This window comes from Bosea sp. 29B (assembly GCF_902506165.1).
Lineage (GTDB): Bacteria > Pseudomonadota > Alphaproteobacteria > Rhizobiales > Beijerinckiaceae > Allobosea.
Genome location: NZ_LR733817.1, coordinates 704,886 through 720,277, shown reverse-complemented (window position 1 = coordinate 720,277; position 15,392 = coordinate 704,886). Strand labels below are relative to the sequence as shown.

Genomic DNA, 15,392 nt, shown 5'->3' with positions numbered 1-15,392 from the left:
GATGCCGCTATGAACGAGATCGTCGCGACCCGCGATTTCAAGGCCGGGAAGGCCACGCCGCTCGTCAGCGCCAAAGAGGTCTGCCAGAGCTACGACAAGGGCGCGGCCGGCTCGCTGGTCGTGCTCGACAAGGTCGATGTCGAGCTGCGGCCTGGCGAGATCGTCGGCCTGCTCGGCCGCTCCGGCTCGGGCAAGTCGACGCTGCTGCGGGCAATCGCCGGGCTGATCCAGCCGAGTGGCGGCACCGTCACCTTCGAGGGGCGGACGGTGACTGGGCCGAGCTCGGGCGTCGCTGTGGTGTTCCAGAGCTTTGCGCTGTTCCCCTGGCTGAGCGTGCTGGAGAATGTCGAGCTCGGCCTGGAAGCGCAGGGCGTCGCACCGGCCGAGCGGCGCAAGCGCGCGCTTGCCGCCATCGACCTGATCGGCCTCGACGGCTTCGAGAGCGCCTATCCGAAGGAGCTCTCCGGCGGCATGCGCCAGCGCGTTGGATTGGCGCGTGCACTTGTGGTCCACCCCAAGGTGCTGCTGATGGACGAGCCCTTCTCGGCGCTCGACGTGCTCACCGCCGAGACGCTGCGTACCGACCTGCTCGACCTCTGGTGCGAGGGCAGGATGCCGATCGAGGCGATCCTGATGGTGACGCACAATATCGAGGAAGCGGTGCTGATGTGCGACCGCATCCTGATCTTCGGCTCCAATCCCGGCCGGGTCATCGCCGAATTGCGGGTCGAGCTGCCGCAGCCGCGCAACCGCCTCGATCCCGCCTTTCGCACCCTGGTCGAGGACATCTATGCCCGCATGACCGCGAAAGCCGGCACGCCGGCGCGCGACGGCTTCTTCCCCGGCACCGGCATCGCCATGGCGCTGCCGCGGGTCTCGACCAATCTGATGGCCGGGCTGATCGAGACGATCGCCGGCGCGCCCTACAGAGGCGAGGCCGACCTGCCGCCGCTCGCGGCCGAATTGCACCTGGAGATCGACGACCTCTTCCCGGTCGCCGAGACGCTTCAGCTGCTGCGCTTCGCCGATCTCGAAGGCGGCGATATCAGGCTGACCGCCGCCGGACTGCGCTTCGCCGACGCCGATGTGGATGGGCGCAAGCGCCTCTTCGCCCAGCAGCTCGCGGCCTATGTGCCGCTGGCTGCGCATATCCGGCGAGTGCTCGACGAGCGCTCCAGCCACAAGGCGCCGGCCCCGCGCTTCCGTGACGAGCTCGAGGACCACATGTCGGAGGACTATGCCGCGACGACGCTGAAGGCGGTGACGAACTGGGCCCGCTACGGCGAATACTTCGCCTATGACGAGGATGCCGACCTGTTCACGCTGGACAATCCGAGCTGATGCCTGGGCTGGACAGAGCGGCCACCGGCCTGTCTTGTCCGGTAGATTGGTGAGACGGGCGGGAGGCGAAGGGCGAGGCATGATGCGCGATCGCGAGCGCATGCGCATCGAAAGACCATGGCTCTGGCTCGGCCTGATCGCGACGGTGGCCGCGATCTTTCTGGCCGACACCTTCACCAGCCTGGAGATCGCGGTCGCCGTCCTCTATGTCGCGGTGATCCTGATCTCGGTCAGGTTCGACCGGCCGGCGGTCGTCGTGTCGTTCGGCGCTGCCAGCGCTGTGCTGACGATACTGAGCTATCTGCTGACCCCGCGCGGAATCCAGGAGACCGGCCTGGCGAACGGGGCCCTGAGCCTGATCGCCATCGGCGCGACCACCTATCTGGCCTTGCGGATCGAGGCCGCCGAGGCGCGCGTCCGCCAGACCCAGGCCGAGCTGGCCCATATGGCGCGCGTCACCACCATGGGCGAACTGACCGCCTCGATCGCGCATGAGGTCAGCCAGCCGCTTGCCGGGATCGTCGCCAGCGGTCATGCCGCGCTGCGCTGGCTCGCGGCGACGCCGCCCGATCCCGACGAGGCCAGGCGGGCGCTGCAGCGCGTCGTCGCCGATGCCGATCGCGCCGGCGAGGTGATCGGGCGGGTGCGCAACCTCGTGGCCAAGGCTCCGCCCTCGCGCGACAGGCTCGACCTGGTCGCGCTGATCGAGGAGATCCTGGCGCTGGCCCGGGGTGAATTGCGCAAGCATCGCGTGGCGCTTCATATCGACATGGCCGGTGACCTGCCGCAGCCGCTCGGCGACAAGGTCCAGCTGCAGCAGGTCGTGCTCAACCTGGTGATCAATGCGGTGGAGGCGATGGGTGGGCTCGATTCCGGGCCGCGCGACCTGCTGGTCGGCGCCGCCAGCGATGGCCGCACGATCACGGTGAGCGTCCGTGACACCGGCATCAGCCTGTCGCCGGCTGCGATCGAGCAGGTGTTCGAGGCCTTCCACTCGACCAAGCCGCGCGGGATGGGCATGGGCCTTGCGATCAGCCGCTCGATCGTCGAGGCGCATGGCGGGACGATCTATGCCGCCGTCAATCTTCCACGCGGCATGGTCTTCGGTTTCACCTTGCCGGCGACCGACGCAGAAACGGACGAGCGCCATGGATAAGCCGGCGACCGTCTTCGTGGTCGATGACGATGTCTCGGTCCGCGAGGGGCTCGACAGCCTGTTCCGCTCGGTCGGCTATGCGGTCTCAGCTTTCGCTTCTGTGCGGGAGTTCGCGCTGGTCCGGCGTCCCGACACGCCGTCCTGCCTCGTGCTCGACGTCAGGATGCCCGGCCCAAGCGGCATGGATTTCCAAGCCGAGCTCGCCACGCTGAACGATCCGATCCCGATCGTCTTCCTCACAGGTCATGGCGACGTGCCGATGGCGGTGCGGGCAATCAAGGCGGGCGCGGTCGAGTTCCTGCTGAAGCCGTTCCGCGAGCAGGACCTTTTGGACGCGGTGCGCACGGCGATGGAGAAGGACGAGGCGAGGCGCCGGGACGAGGCGGCGCTCGCCGAGCTGAAGTCGCGCTTCGCGACTTTGACCGTGCGCGAGAGGGAGGTGCTCGCCTTCGTCGCGCAAGGGCGCCTCAACAAGCAGATCGCAGCCGATCTCGGCCTGAGCGAAGTGACCGTGAAGGTGCATCGCGGTCAGGTGATGCGGAAGATGGGCGCTGCGACGCTGGCCGAGCTGGTCCGGCTCGCCGATCTCATCTCCGGAAAGGAGAGGGCGATCCGATGAGAGTGGACGTTCTCGGATTGCAGGCCTTCGTCAGCATCGCCGAGCGCGGCAGCTTCCGTGCGGCCGCCTCGCATCTCAACCTGTCGCAGACGGCGCTCAGCCATCGCATCCGCAAACTGGAGGAGTCGCTGGGAACGCCGCTCTTCCTGCGTACGACGCGGCAGGTCTCGCTGACCGCGGCGGGCACGACGCTGCTGCCGCGGGCGCGGCGCATCTTCGAGGACCTCGGCTTCGCCATCAACGAGGTTCGCATCGATCTGCGCGAGGGCGATGAGCAGGTCTCGCTCGGCTGCCTGCCGACGGTGGCGGCGCATTGCATGCCGGCTGTGATCGCCACCTTTGCCGCGCGCCATCCCGGCGTCGGCGTCCGCATCCACGACAACTCGGCGTCCGAGATCGCCGACAAGGTCCAGTCGGGCGAGGCCGAGTTCGGCGTCACCATTGTCGCCGCCAATCGCTGGGACCTCGAGCTGAAGCCGGTCGTCAAGGAGCCGTTCGTGCTGGTCAGCCATCGCTCGATGCCGCTGGCGCAGGCGAGCTCGTTGACGTGGGCGCAATTGCAGGACGAGCCGCTGGTGCGGATCAGCGCCGAGACCGGTAACCGCATCCTGATCGACGATGCGCTCGGCGCCAGGCGCGAGAGCCTGACCTGGCGCTACGAGGTCCAGCGCGTCGTCACCGCGGTCAGCCTGGTGCGCTCGCGCATCGGCTACGCGGTGGTGCCGCAGCTTTCGCTCGATGTCGTCGATGCCGGCGAGCTCGTCGCTGTTCCCTTGCGCTCGCCGGCTGTGACCCGCACGCTCGGCATCATCACGCGCAAGTCGGTGCCGCTGCGCCCGGTGACGCGGGATCTGATCGCGCTATTGAGCCAGGCGCTGAAGCGCAGCGTCGCGCCGCGGCGAGATGAAGAAAAGTAATCAATCGCTGCATTCTTATCATTTGATGGCAGAATGGCTTTGGCCGAACCTCGCGGCGGGACGAAACGCGCGAGGAGAGGCCAGCGATGGCAGGCGCCAACACGGCAGCGATCGCCTTCATCGGCTTCGGCGAGGTCGGCCAGGCCTTTTCGCGCGGGCTGCTGGCGAATGAAGGCGTCGCCATCCGCGCCTATGACCTGCTCTTCGGCAGCGAGGCCGGCAGCCGTCTGGAGATGGTGGCGCAGGAGCTCGGCGTCGTCCGCGTTGCCTCCGCGCAGGAAGCCTGCACGGGCGCGACCTTCGTGTTCTCGGCAGTCACTGCCGACCGCGCCGAGGCGGTGGCGAGCGAGGCGGCTGCCTGGCTGAAGCCGGGGCAGGTCTTCGTCGACGTCAATTCGGCGGCGCCTTCGACCAAGCAACGGGCGGCTGAAGCCGTCAGCGCCAGCGGTGCCGATTATCTCGAAGCCGCCGTGATGGCGCCGGTGCTGAAGCCCGGGCTCAAGGTCGCGATCCTCAGCGGTGGGCCCAAGGCGCAGGCCGCGTCCGAGATTCTGAACGGGCTCGGCATGAACCTGACGCCGGTCTCCGAGGTCTATGGCCGGGCCTCGGCGATGAAGCTTTGCCGCTCGATCGTCATCAAGGGGCTGGAGGCGCTGATGGTCGATTGCGCCGCCGCCTGCGAGGCCTGGGACGTCAAGGACCTGGTCTTCGCCAGCCTCAACGCGACCTTCCCGTCGATCGATTTCAATGCCCTTGCCGCCGATATGCGCGAGCGTGTCGCGACCCATGGCGTGCGCCGCTCGGCGGAGATGCGCGAGGCGGCAGAGATGTTGGCAGTTGCGAACCTCCATCCTGGCCTGGCCCAGGCAGTCGCCGACGCCCAGCTGCGCGGGGCTCGCCGCAAGGAGGGCGCCCGGTGATGCTGGATCGCCGCTCCGTCCTCGCCGGCTTCGGGCTCGCCGGTTTCGCCGGACTGGGGCCGGTACGCGCTCAGCCGGAGTGGCCGAGCCAGCTGATCCGGATCGTCGTGCCGTTCACGCCCGGCGGCAGCACCGATGTGCTGGCGCGGCTGATCGCCAACAAGCTCGAGCGCAGCATTCCCGGCAAGGGTTTCGTGATCGAGAACCGGCCGGGCGCCGGCGGAATGACCGCCTCGGGGCAGGTCGCCAAGTCCGAGCCCGACGGGCACACGCTGATGATGGGCCATATCGGGACGCTGGCCTTCGCACCCTCGCTCTATCCGAACGTGCCCTATGACCCGATCAAGGATTTCCAGCCGGTCGCGCTCGTCGCGATGCTGCCGAACATCCTGGCGATCAATCCGAAGCTGCCGGCCAAGACCCTCGGCGAGTTCATCGCCTACGCCAAGGCGAACCCTGGCAAGCTGAACTATTCCTCCGGCGGGCAAGGCAGCGCCGCCCACATCGCCACCGCCTATTTCTGCCATCGCGCCGGCATTGAGGCGACGCATGTGCCCTATCGCGGCACCGCACCCTCGGTGAACGATCTCGTCGCCGGCAACATCCAGTTCACGCTGACGGGCGGGCCGGCAGTGCTGCCTCTGGCGGAGGGCGGGCAACTCAGGGTGCTCGGCGTCGCCGCGCGCGAGCGCGTCGGCTTCGCGCCGGAGTTGCCGACGCTGTCCGAGAGCGGTCTGCCGGATTTCGAAGCGGTGCAGTGGTACGGGATGGTTGCGCCGGCGCGCACGCCGCAACGAATCGTCGAGCGGCTCAATCGCGAGATCAACGCGCTGCTCGGCCAGCCCGATTTCGCCGGGGCGCTGGCCAAGGATGGCGCCATCGCCCGACCGGAGACGCCGGAGGGCTTCGGCAAATTGATCGGCTCGGAACTCGTGCTCTGGCGCGAGGTCATTACCCGTGCCGGCATCAAGGCGGCGGAATAGAGCTATGGGCCAGCTCGCCATCCCCTGCATGCTGATCCGCGGCGGCACCTCAAAGGGCGCCTATTTCCTGCGCGACGACCTGCCGGGGGATATCGCCGCGCGCGACGCCTTCCTGCTCGCGGTGATGGGCTCGCCCGACAAGCGTCAGGTCGACGGGCTCGGCGGCGCACATCCCCTGACCAGCAAGGTCGCGATCGTTTCGCCCTCGACCGAGCCCGGCTGCGATATCGACTTCCTGTTTGCGCAGGTCGGCGTCGAGACGGCTTCGGTCGATACCACCCCGAACTGCGGCAACATCCTCGCCGGGATCGGGCCGTTCGCGCTGGCGCGCGGCCTGGTGAAGGCGAGCGGGCCGCGCACGACCGTGCGGGTCCGGACGATCAACACCGGCACGATCGCCGATCTCACCATGGATACGCCGGACGGTGAGGCGAGCGCCGAGGGTTCCGCGCGCATCGACGGGGTGCCGGGAACGTCGGCGCCGATCGATATCGGCTTCCTCGATGCCGAGGGCTCTGTTTGTGGGGCGCTGTTGCCGACCGGGAACGTTGTCGACGTTGTCGAGGGCGTGCCCTGCACGCTGATCGACAACGGCATGCCGGTGATCGTGATGCGCGCCGCTGATGTCGGCCGCACCGGTTATGAGCCGCGCGACCAGCTCAACGAGGATGCCGAGCTCAAGGCTCGCATCGAGCGTATTCGCCTCGCCGCCGGGCCGCTGATGAATCTCGGCGATGTCGCGAAGAAGGTCGTGCCGAAGATCGCGCTGGTGGCGCCGCCGCAAGCGGGTGGGGCGATCTCGACCCGCAGCTTCATCCCGCACGAATGCCATGCCTCGATCGGCGTCTTCGCCGCGGTGACGGTCGCGACCGCAGCGGTGCTGCCCGGCTCGCCTGCGGCTTCGGTGGTCGTGATGCCCGAAGGACGCAAGCGGACGCTTTCGGTCGAGCACCCGACCGGCGAGTTCACGGTGACGTTGACCGTCGGCGGGACGACAGAGCAGCCGGTGGTCGAGCGGGCCGGGTTGCTGCGCACCGCCCGTATCCTGATGGCAGGGCAGGCCTTCGTGCCGGCCGGCAGATTGTAAGAGAGGAGCGCACGCGATGAGCGCCCAGAAGACAGGTCTGGTCATCACAGCCCATCCCGGCGATTTCGTCTGGCGTGCCGGCGGCGCCATTGCGCTGCATGCCAGGCGCGGCATGCGCGTCAAGATCCTCTGCCTGTCCTATGGCGAGCGCGGCGAGAGCCAGTTCGCCTGGAAGAAGGCGGGCGTGCAGATGGCGGAGGTCAAGGCGCAGCGCCGCGAGGAAGCGGAAGCCGCTGCAACGGCACTCGGCGCCGAGATCGAGTTCATGGATGCCGGCGACTATCCGCTGCGCACCACCGAGCCGATGCTGGAGCGCGCCATCGACATCTTCCACGAACTCAATCCGAGCTTCGTGCTGACCCATGCGCTCGAAGATCCCTATAATGTCGACCATCCCGAGGCGACACGCTTTGCCCAGGAGGCGCGCATCATCGCGCAGGCGGCTGGGCACAAGCCCGATCCCAACCGCGCCTATGCCGCCCCGCCGGTCTTCCTGTTCGAGCCGCACCAGCCCGAGCAGTGCAATTTCAAGCCGAACGTGATCCTCAACATCGACGAGGTCTGGGAGCAGAAGCGCAAGGCGTTCGAGATCCTCGCGGCGCAGAAGCATCTCTGGGAATACTACACCCGCGTCGCGCTCAATCGCGGCATGCAGGGCGGCCGCAATTCCGGCAAGGCGATGACCTATGGCGAGGCCTATCAGCGCCTCTTCCCGGAAGCGCTGGAGACGCTGGCATGAACCCGGTCGTCATCCGCACCAGGAAGCGCGCTCCGGCCGCGGCGACGGCCGATCTCGCTGCGCTCGGCGTCTCCACCACGCATGAGGCGATGGGCCGGAGCGGCCTGCTCAAGCCTTATATGCGGCCGATCTATGCCGGCGCGCAGATCGCCGGCGGGGCGGTGACGGTGCTGGCCCAGCCCGGCGACAACTGGATGATCCATGTCGCGATCGAGCAGGTGCAGCCCGGCGACGTGCTCGTCGTCGCCTGCACGACCGACAACACCGACGGCATGTTCGGCGATCTGCTGGCGACCTCGCTCAAGGCGCGCGGCGGCATCGGCCTCGTCATCGATGCCGGCGTTCGTGATGTGCGCACGCTGACCGAGATGGGCTTTCCGGTCTGGTCGCGGGCGATCTCGGCCAAGGGCACGGTCAAGGCGACGCTTGGATCGGTCAACATCCCGGTGGTCTGCGCCGGAGCGCTCATTCATCCCGGCGACGTGATCGTCGCCGACGATGACGGGGTGGTGGTGGTGCCGCGGCGCGAGGCCGAGGCGGTCGCTGCCGCCGGCCGCAAGCGCGAAGCCAATGAAGACGAAAAGCGTAGACGTCTGGCTGCTGGCGAACTCGGGCTGGACATGTACGCTATGCGCGACGGCCTCGCCAAAGCGGGCCTCGTCTATCGCGGTGACGACGGCGAATAATCCAACGAAAGCCCCGACAAGGGGATCGGCTACCATCTCGGGAGGAACGACATGACCAATCGCAGGACTGTTCTCAGTGGAATGCTCGGCCTCGCCTTGGCCGCCTCGGTCAGCGGCGCGGCTCTGGCGCAGGATGCGGTCAAGATCGGCCTGATCCTGCCGATGACCGGCCCCTTCGCCTCGACCGGCCGGCAGATCGCCGCGGCGGCCAATCTCTATATCCAGGAGAAGGGCGCGACCGTCGCCGGCAAGAAGGTCGAGCTGATCGTCAAGGACGACACCGGCACCGCTGACGTCACCCGCCGCATCGCGCAGGAACTGATCGTCAACGACAAGGTCACCGCGATCGCCGGCTTCGGCCTGACGCCGCTGGCGCTCGCCACCGCCCCGCTGGCGACGCAGGCCAAGACGCCGATGATGGTGATGGCGGCCGCGACCGGGATCATCACCGAGCGCTCGCCCTTCATCGTGCGCACCAGCCAGGTCGTGCCGCAGATCGGTTCGCCGTTCGGAACCTGGATTGCCAAGCAGGGCACCAAGCGGGTCATCACCATCGTCTCCGACTACGGCCCTGGCCATGACGTCGAGAGCTCGTTCTCGGAGGCGTTCAAGGCTGGTGGCGGCCAGGTCGAGAACATCCGCGTGCCCCTGCAGAATCCGGACTTCTCGCCCTTCCTGCAGCGCGTCGCCGACGCCAAGCCGGAGGCCCTGCTCGTCTTCGTACCGTCCGGCGTCGGCGCCCAGTTCATGAAGCAGTTCGTCGAGCGCGGCCTCGACAAGAGCGGCATCAAGCTGATCGGCACCGGCGACCTGACCGATGACGACATCCTCAACGGCATGGGCGACATTGCGCTCGGCGTCATCACCGCCCAGCACTATTCGGCTTCGCATGACAGCCCGGAGAACAAGGCCTTCGTCGAGGGCTTCAAGAAGGCCAATCCCGGCCTGCGCCCCAACTTCATGGCGGTCGGCGGCTATGACGGCATGCACGCGCTCTATGAGGGCCTGAAGAAGACCAAGGGTGAGGGCGGCGAGGCGCTGGTCACCGCGATGAAGGGAATGAGCTGGACGAGCCCGCGCGGGCCGATCTCGATCGATCCGGAGACGCGCGACATCATCCAGAACGTCTATATCCGCAAGGTCGAGCGCGTGAACGGCGAGCTCTGGAATCAGGAGTTCGAGACGATCCCCAACGTCAAGGATCCGACCAAGGCCAAGAAGTAAGCCTTCCAAAACGCCCTCAGCCCTCATCCTGAGGAGCCGCGGAACGCGGCGTCTCGCAGGATGTTCCAGATGTCTCTGGAACCTCCTGGAGCATCCTTCGAGACGCCATTCTCAAGGGAATGGCTCCTCAGGATGAGGGCTGAGGGATCAAGTCGAGTGGTTCCCGAGCAGGCCAAGGTAGAGCACGCGTGCTGACCATCCTCTTCGACGGCGTCGCCTACGGCATGATCCTGTTCGTGCTGGCCTGCGGGCTGTCCGTGACCATGGGGTTGATGAACTTCATCAACCTCGCCCACGGCGCCTTCGCCATGTTCGGCGGCTATGTCACCGTGCTGGCGATGCAGCGGCTCGGCCTGCCGTTCCTCATGGCGCTGCCGGCGGCCTTCCTTGCCGCCGCGCTCGCGGGGCTCGTGCTGGAGCGGCTGGTCTACCGGCCGATGTACGCCAAGAGCCATCTCGACCAGGTGATGTTCTCGATCGGGCTGGTGTTCATGGCCGTCGCCGGCGCCGACTACCTGATGGGATCGAGCCAGCAATTCGTGCATCTGCCGGCCTGGCTGAGCGGGCGTTTCGATGTCGCGGGGATCGGCGTCGGCCGTTACCGGCTCTTCATCATCGTGCTCTGCGGTGCTCTCGCCTTCGCGATGCAATGGGGCTTCACCCGCACCCGCTTCGGCAGCCGGCTTCGGGCGGCGGTAGACGATGCCAGGGTGGCGCGCGGCCTCGGCATCCCCGTCAACCGGATGTTCGCGCTGACCTTCGCCTTCGGCTCAGGTCTGGCCGGCCTCGGCGGTGCGCTCGGCATCGAATTGATGGGGCTCGATCCGACCTTTCCGCTGAAGTTCATGATCTACTTCCTGATCGTCGTGACCGTCGGCGGCACCTCGACGATTTCCGGGCCGTTCTTCGCGGCGATGCTGCTCGGGGTCGCCGATGTCGCCGGCAAGTATCTCGTGCCGCAGCTCGGCGCCTTCATCATCTATGCGCTGATGGTGATCCTGCTGATCACCCGGCCGCACGGCCTGTTCGTCAGGGGCCGGGCATGAGCGCGGACGGCATCGAGGCCCGCGTCCGGCGCTCGCTTTACAGTGCCCGGCGCTGGCATCCGGCCGAGATCGTCTTCTGGGTCCTGGCGCTGGCGGCCTTCTTCCTGCTGCCGCGCCAGCTCCTCATCCTCAACGAAATCGCGATCCTCGGACTGTTCGCGCTCTCGCTCGATCTGATCCTCGGCTATGCCGGCATCGTCTCGCTGGGGCATGCCGCCTTCTTCGGCTTCGGCGCCTATGCCGCCGGGCTCTTCGCCAAGCATGCCAGCGTTGACCCCTTGGCGGGCCTCGCCGTCGGCATGGGCGCTGCCGGCCTGCTCGGCCTCATCACCAGCCCACTGATCCTGCGTGGCAGCGACCTGACGCGGCTGATGGTGACGCTCGGCGTCGCACTGATCCTGGGGGAGCTGGCGAACTCGCTCGGCGGGATCACCGGCGGCGCCGACGGTCTGCAGGGCATCATGATGGGGCCGGTGCTCGGCCTGTTCGAGTTCGATATCTTCGGCAAGGTCGCCTATCTCTATTCGCTCGCCGTGCTCTTCGTGCTGTTCGTGCTGGCGCGGCGCATCGTGAGCTCGCCCTTCGGCCTGTCGCTGCGGGCGATCCGCGACAATCCCTTACGCGCCTCGGCCTCCGGCGTGCCGCTGCATTGGCGGCTGGTCGCGGTCTACACGCTCGCGGCCGCCTATGCCGGGGCGGCTGGCGCGCTGCTCGCCCAGACCACGCAGTTCGTCTCGCTTGACGTGCTCGCCTTCCACCGCTCGGCCGATCTGATGCTGGTGCTGATCATCGGCGGCGCTGGCTATCTCTATGGCGGTTTGATCGGCGCGGTCGCCTTCAAGCTGCTGCAGGATGTGATCGCCAGCTTCACCCCGCAATACTGGATGTTCTGGATCGGGCTGTTCCTGGTGCTGTTCGTGCTCGGCGGCCGCGAATTGATCCATGGCGGCATCAAGGCGGTGGTTAGCCGTTTCGCGCGCCTCGGCCGGAGGGCGTCGACATGAGCGTGGCGCTCCAGACCTTCGATCTGTGCAAGAGCTTCGGCGGTATCACCGCTACGGATCATGTCGACTTCACGCTGGCGAAAGGCGCACGCCACGCGCTGATAGGCCCGAACGGCGCCGGCAAGACCACCTTCGTCAATCAGCTGACCGGCGTGCTGCGGCCAAGCTCGGGCCGGGTCGAGCTGATGGGCGAGGACATCACCACGCTGCCGCGCGAGGCCCGGGTCGGGCGCGGCCTGGCGCGGACCTTCCAGATCAACCAGCTCTTCGGAACGATGACGCCGGTCGAGATGATCGCGCTCGTAACCTCCGAGCGGCTCGGCCGCGGCTGTCAGCCCTTGCGCGCACTCGACAGGGATGCCGAACTCGTCGCGGAGACGGCCGAGATCCTCGCCCGCTTCAGGCTCGACGACATCATGGACGAGCGCATCGCGACCTTGCCCTATGGCAAGCAGCGGCAGATCGAGATCGCCGCCGCCTTCGCCGCCAAGCCCAGCGTGCTCCTGCTCGACGAGCCGGCGGCGGGCGTGCCTGAGGCCGAGCGGCGCGAGCTTATGGCGACAGTCGCCGGCTTGCCGGAGGACGTCTCTGTCCTGCTGATCGAGCACGACATGGATCTCGTCTTCCGCTTCGCGACGCGGATCACCGTGCTGGTCAATGGCCGGCTGCTCGCCGAAGGTACGCCCAGCGAGATCGCCAATGATCCAGCCGTTCGCGCCGCCTATCTCGGGGAGCACGGCCATGGCTGAGCTCCTCAAGGTCGAACGCCTCAGTGCCGGCTATGGCGAGGCCCAGGTGCTGTTCGACATCGATCTTGCGCTCGCCGAGGGCCGTTCGCTGGCGCTGCTCGGCCGCAACGGCGTCGGCAAGACCACGCTGGTCAACAGCATCATCGGCGTCACCCGCCGCCGTGGCGGCAAGATCGCGCTGGCCGGGCGCGACATCACCGGCTTCTCGCCCGAGCAGCGCGCGCATGCCGGCATCGGCTGGGTGCCGCAGGAGCGCAACATCTTCAAATCGCTGACCGTGCTGGAGAACCTGACCGCCGTCGCGACGCCGGGTGCATGGACGACGGAACGCGTCTTCGCGATGTTTCCGCGCCTCGCCGAGCGCAAGGCCAATCTCGGCAACCAGCTCTCCGGCGGCGAGCAGCAGATGCTGGCGATCGGCCGCGCTCTGGTGCTCAATCCCAAGCTTCTTTTGCTCGACGAGCCGACCGAGGGGCTGGCGCCGATCATCGTCGAGGAATTGCTGCGTGCCCTGAAGCGCCTCGTCCGCGAGGAGGGGCTCTCGGCGATCGTGATCGAGCAGCACGCCCGCAAGATCCTCGAGCTCACCGACGAGGCGATCGTGCTCGAGCGCGGCCGCGTCGTCCTCGCCGCGGGGAGTGCCGAGCTCCTCGCCGACCCGTCACGGCTGGAGCGCCATCTCGGCCTCACAGCTGCCTGAGCCAACGACAGTACCGAAGAAAGGAAACGCCATGAGCCAGAGACAGAAGCCGCCGTTCCGCGGCGACATGGTCGGCAGCCTGCTGCGCAGTGCGCCGGTCAAGGATGCCCGCGGCAAGCACGCGGCCGGTGAGATCGGCCAGGCCGAATTAACGGCGATCGAGGACGAGGAGATCAGGAAGCTCGTGCGCAAGCAGGAGGAGGTCGGCCTGCAGGCGGTGACCGATGGCGAGTTCCGCCGCGCCTTCTGGCATTTCGACTTCCTCGACGGCCTTTCCGGTGTCACCAGCTTCGAGACCGATTCAGGCATCCAGTTCAAGGGCGTCACCACCAAGGGGCATGCGGTCCGCGTCACCGGCAAGCTCGATTTCCCGGTCGACCACCCGCATCTCGCGCATTTCAAGTTCCTGGCCTCGACGACCAGCCGCGTGCCGAAGATGACGATCCCGAGCCCGTCCATGCTGCACTATCGCGGTGGCCGGAAGGCGATCGATCCGAGCGCCTATCTCAGGATCGAGGACTATTACGAGGATCTCGGCAAGGTCTACGCCAAGGCGATCAAGGCGTTCTACGATGCCGGCTGCCGCTATCTGCAGCTCGACGACACCAGCCTGTCCTATTTCTGCGATCCCGAGCAGCGCAAGATGCTGGCCGAGCGCGGCGACGATCCGGAGCAACTGGTCTTCATCTATCGCGACGTCCTCAATGCGGCGCTGAAGGCCAAGCCCGCCGACATGCAGATCACCACCCACACCTGCCGCGGCAATTTCAAGTCGACCTTCATCGCCTCCGGCGGCTACGAGCCGGTCGCCGAGATGGTCTTCAACGAGATCAATGTCGACGGCTATTTCATGGAGTGGGACGACGACCGCTCCGGCGGCTTCGAGCCGCTGCGCTTCCTGCCCAAGGGCGACAAGCAGGTCGTGCTCGGGCTGGTGACCTCGAAATTCGGCGAGATCGAGAGCAAGGACAATCTCAAGCGCCGTATCGAGGCAGCCTCGAAGTTTGCCCCGCTGGAGCAGCTCTGCCTGTCGCCGCAATGCGGCTTCGCCTCGACCGAGGAAGGCAATGTCCTGGCCGAGGACGAGCAATGGGCCAAGCTCTCGCGCATCCTCGAAGTCGCAAGGGAAGTCTGGGGATGAGCAGCGAGCCCTGCTTCGACATCGCGCATCTCGGCCATGTCGAGCTCTTCACCGACAAGCCGCAGGAGAGTCTCGACTTCTTCGTCGACATCTTCGGGCTGACGGAGAGCGGGCGCGAAGGCGACAGCGTCTACTTACGTGCCTGGGACGATTACGAGTTCCACACGCTGAAGCTCACCGCGGCGAAGACGACCGGCGTCGGCCATATCGGCTATCGCGCCTCAAGCGAGGCGGCGCTCATGCGGCGCGTCGCTGCGATCGAGGCGATGGGCTGTGGCATCGGCTGGAGCGAGGGCGATCTCGGCCATGGCCGGGCCTATCGCTTCCGCGATCCGGACGACCATGTCTTCGAGATCTATTTCGGGACCAACAAATATGCCGCTCCCGAGAAGGAGCGGCCTGCCCTGAAGAACCAGGCGCAGCGCAACCATGGCCGTGGCTGCGCCGTGCGCCGGCTCGACCATCTCAACCTCCTGGCGCAGGACGTCGCGGCGATCCGCGATTTCATGCCGAAGGCGCTGGGCAGCCGCGTCACCGAGCAGATCGTGCTCGATTCCGGCGAGGTTGGCGGCTGCTGGTTCACCGTCAACAACAAGAGCTACGACATCGCCTATACCCGCGACCACACGCCGGCGCGCGGGCGCTTCCACCACGTCACCTATGCTGTCGACCAGCGCGAGCATATCCTTGAGGCGGCCGATCTCTTCCTCGAGAACGGCGTCTTCATCGAGACCGGCCCACATAAGCACGCGGTGCAGCAGACCTTCTTCCTCTATGTCTACGAACCCGCCGGAAACCGCGTCGAGATCGCCAATGCCGGCGCCCGCCTGATCCTCGATCCCGACTGGCAGACGGTGACCTGGACGGAAGAGGAGCGGAAGAAGGGCCAGGCCTGGGGGTTGAAGACGATCGAGAGCTTCCACACCCACGGCACGCCGCCGGGGGCGAAGGGGTAGGGCGGCTTTCGATCAGATGGGATCGCTGGAACCGTCATTGCGAGGAGCGTAGCGACGAAGCAATCCAGGGGGACGTGGAGCGCTGCCGCCCCTGGATTGCTTCGCTGCGCTCGCAATGACGGCC

Annotated in this window: 16 protein-coding genes; all 16 read left to right on the top strand. The window is 67.0% G+C overall.

What is annotated here, in order from left to right:
* Nucleotides 1-9: 9 nt before the first annotated feature.
* The 16 genes from GV161_RS03605 to GV161_RS03530 all read left to right on the top strand — a co-directional run bounded on the left by GV161_RS03605 (nucleotide 10) and on the right by GV161_RS03530 (nucleotide 15,268).
* A complete protein-coding gene (locus GV161_RS03605; RefSeq protein ID WP_152011816.1) occupies nucleotides 10-1,341 on the top strand; it encodes a nitrate/sulfonate/bicarbonate ABC transporter ATP-binding protein in 1,332 nt (443 codons plus the stop codon).
* Between the two features lie 79 nt (nucleotides 1,342-1,420).
* Complete coding sequence (locus GV161_RS03600; RefSeq protein ID WP_152011817.1) at nucleotides 1,421-2,497, top strand: ATP-binding protein; 1,077 nt, start codon at nucleotides 1,421-1,423, stop codon at nucleotides 2,495-2,497.
* Complete coding sequence (locus GV161_RS03595; RefSeq protein WP_152011818.1) at nucleotides 2,490-3,116, top strand: response regulator; 627 nt, start codon at nucleotides 2,490-2,492, stop codon at nucleotides 3,114-3,116. Before GV161_RS03600 ends, GV161_RS03595 begins: the two co-directional genes overlap by 8 nt.
* Nucleotides 3,113-4,033, top strand: a complete 921-nt coding sequence (locus GV161_RS03590; RefSeq protein ID WP_152011819.1) for a LysR family transcriptional regulator — start codon at nucleotides 3,113-3,115, stop codon at nucleotides 4,031-4,033. Before GV161_RS03595 ends, GV161_RS03590 begins: the two co-directional genes overlap by 4 nt.
* Before the next feature lie 86 nt (nucleotides 4,034-4,119).
* Nucleotides 4,120-4,953, top strand: a complete 834-nt coding sequence (locus tag GV161_RS03585; RefSeq protein WP_152011820.1) for an NAD(P)-dependent oxidoreductase — start codon at nucleotides 4,120-4,122, stop codon at nucleotides 4,951-4,953.
* The gene (locus GV161_RS03580) at nucleotides 4,953-5,936 is read left to right on the top strand and encodes a tripartite tricarboxylate transporter substrate binding protein (protein ID WP_152011821.1); all 984 of its coding nucleotides are present in this window, start codon (nucleotides 4,953-4,955) and stop codon (nucleotides 5,934-5,936) included. Before GV161_RS03585 ends, GV161_RS03580 begins: the two co-directional genes overlap by 1 nt.
* A 4-nt stretch (nucleotides 5,937-5,940) precedes the next feature.
* Complete coding sequence (locus GV161_RS03575) at nucleotides 5,941-7,023, top strand: 4-oxalomesaconate tautomerase (RefSeq protein WP_152011822.1); 1,083 nt, start codon at nucleotides 5,941-5,943, stop codon at nucleotides 7,021-7,023.
* A 16-nt stretch (nucleotides 7,024-7,039) separates the two neighbouring features.
* A complete protein-coding gene (locus GV161_RS03570; RefSeq protein WP_152011823.1) occupies nucleotides 7,040-7,762 on the top strand; it encodes a PIG-L deacetylase family protein in 723 nt (240 codons plus the stop codon).
* Nucleotides 7,759-8,448 carry a 4-carboxy-4-hydroxy-2-oxoadipate aldolase/oxaloacetate decarboxylase gene (locus GV161_RS03565; RefSeq protein ID WP_152011824.1) on the top strand — a complete coding sequence of 230 codons (690 nt, stop codon included), beginning with the start codon at nucleotides 7,759-7,761 and terminating at the stop codon, nucleotides 8,446-8,448. Before GV161_RS03570 ends, GV161_RS03565 begins: the two co-directional genes overlap by 4 nt.
* Before the next feature lie 51 nt (nucleotides 8,449-8,499).
* The gene (locus tag GV161_RS03560; RefSeq protein ID WP_152011825.1) at nucleotides 8,500-9,672 is read left to right on the top strand and encodes an ABC transporter substrate-binding protein; all 1,173 of its coding nucleotides are present in this window, start codon (nucleotides 8,500-8,502) and stop codon (nucleotides 9,670-9,672) included.
* Nucleotides 9,673-9,860: 188 nt separating this feature from the next.
* On the top strand, nucleotides 9,861-10,718 hold the full coding sequence (locus GV161_RS03555) for a branched-chain amino acid ABC transporter permease (protein ID WP_152011826.1): 858 nt from the start codon (nucleotides 9,861-9,863) through the stop codon (nucleotides 10,716-10,718).
* Complete coding sequence (locus GV161_RS03550) at nucleotides 10,715-11,722, top strand: branched-chain amino acid ABC transporter permease (protein WP_152011827.1); 1,008 nt, start codon at nucleotides 10,715-10,717, stop codon at nucleotides 11,720-11,722. Before GV161_RS03555 ends, GV161_RS03550 begins: the two co-directional genes overlap by 4 nt.
* Entirely contained in the window at nucleotides 11,719-12,471 is a 753-nt protein-coding gene (locus GV161_RS03545) for an ABC transporter ATP-binding protein (RefSeq protein ID WP_152011828.1), read from the top strand. The genes GV161_RS03550 and GV161_RS03545 overlap by 4 nt, the downstream gene beginning before the upstream one ends.
* The gene (locus GV161_RS03540) at nucleotides 12,464-13,171 is read left to right on the top strand and encodes an ABC transporter ATP-binding protein (protein WP_152011829.1); all 708 of its coding nucleotides are present in this window, start codon (nucleotides 12,464-12,466) and stop codon (nucleotides 13,169-13,171) included. Before GV161_RS03545 ends, GV161_RS03540 begins: the two co-directional genes overlap by 8 nt.
* A 31-nt stretch (nucleotides 13,172-13,202) precedes the next feature.
* The gene (locus GV161_RS03535; protein ID WP_152011830.1) at nucleotides 13,203-14,312 is read left to right on the top strand and encodes a 5-methyltetrahydropteroyltriglutamate--homocysteine S-methyltransferase; all 1,110 of its coding nucleotides are present in this window, start codon (nucleotides 13,203-13,205) and stop codon (nucleotides 14,310-14,312) included.
* Nucleotides 14,309-15,268: a catechol 2,3-dioxygenase gene (locus tag GV161_RS03530; protein ID WP_152011831.1), complete on the top strand. Its 960-nt coding sequence runs from the start codon at nucleotides 14,309-14,311 to the stop codon at nucleotides 15,266-15,268. Before GV161_RS03535 ends, GV161_RS03530 begins: the two co-directional genes overlap by 4 nt.
* Nucleotides 15,269-15,392: the final 124 nt, after the last annotated feature.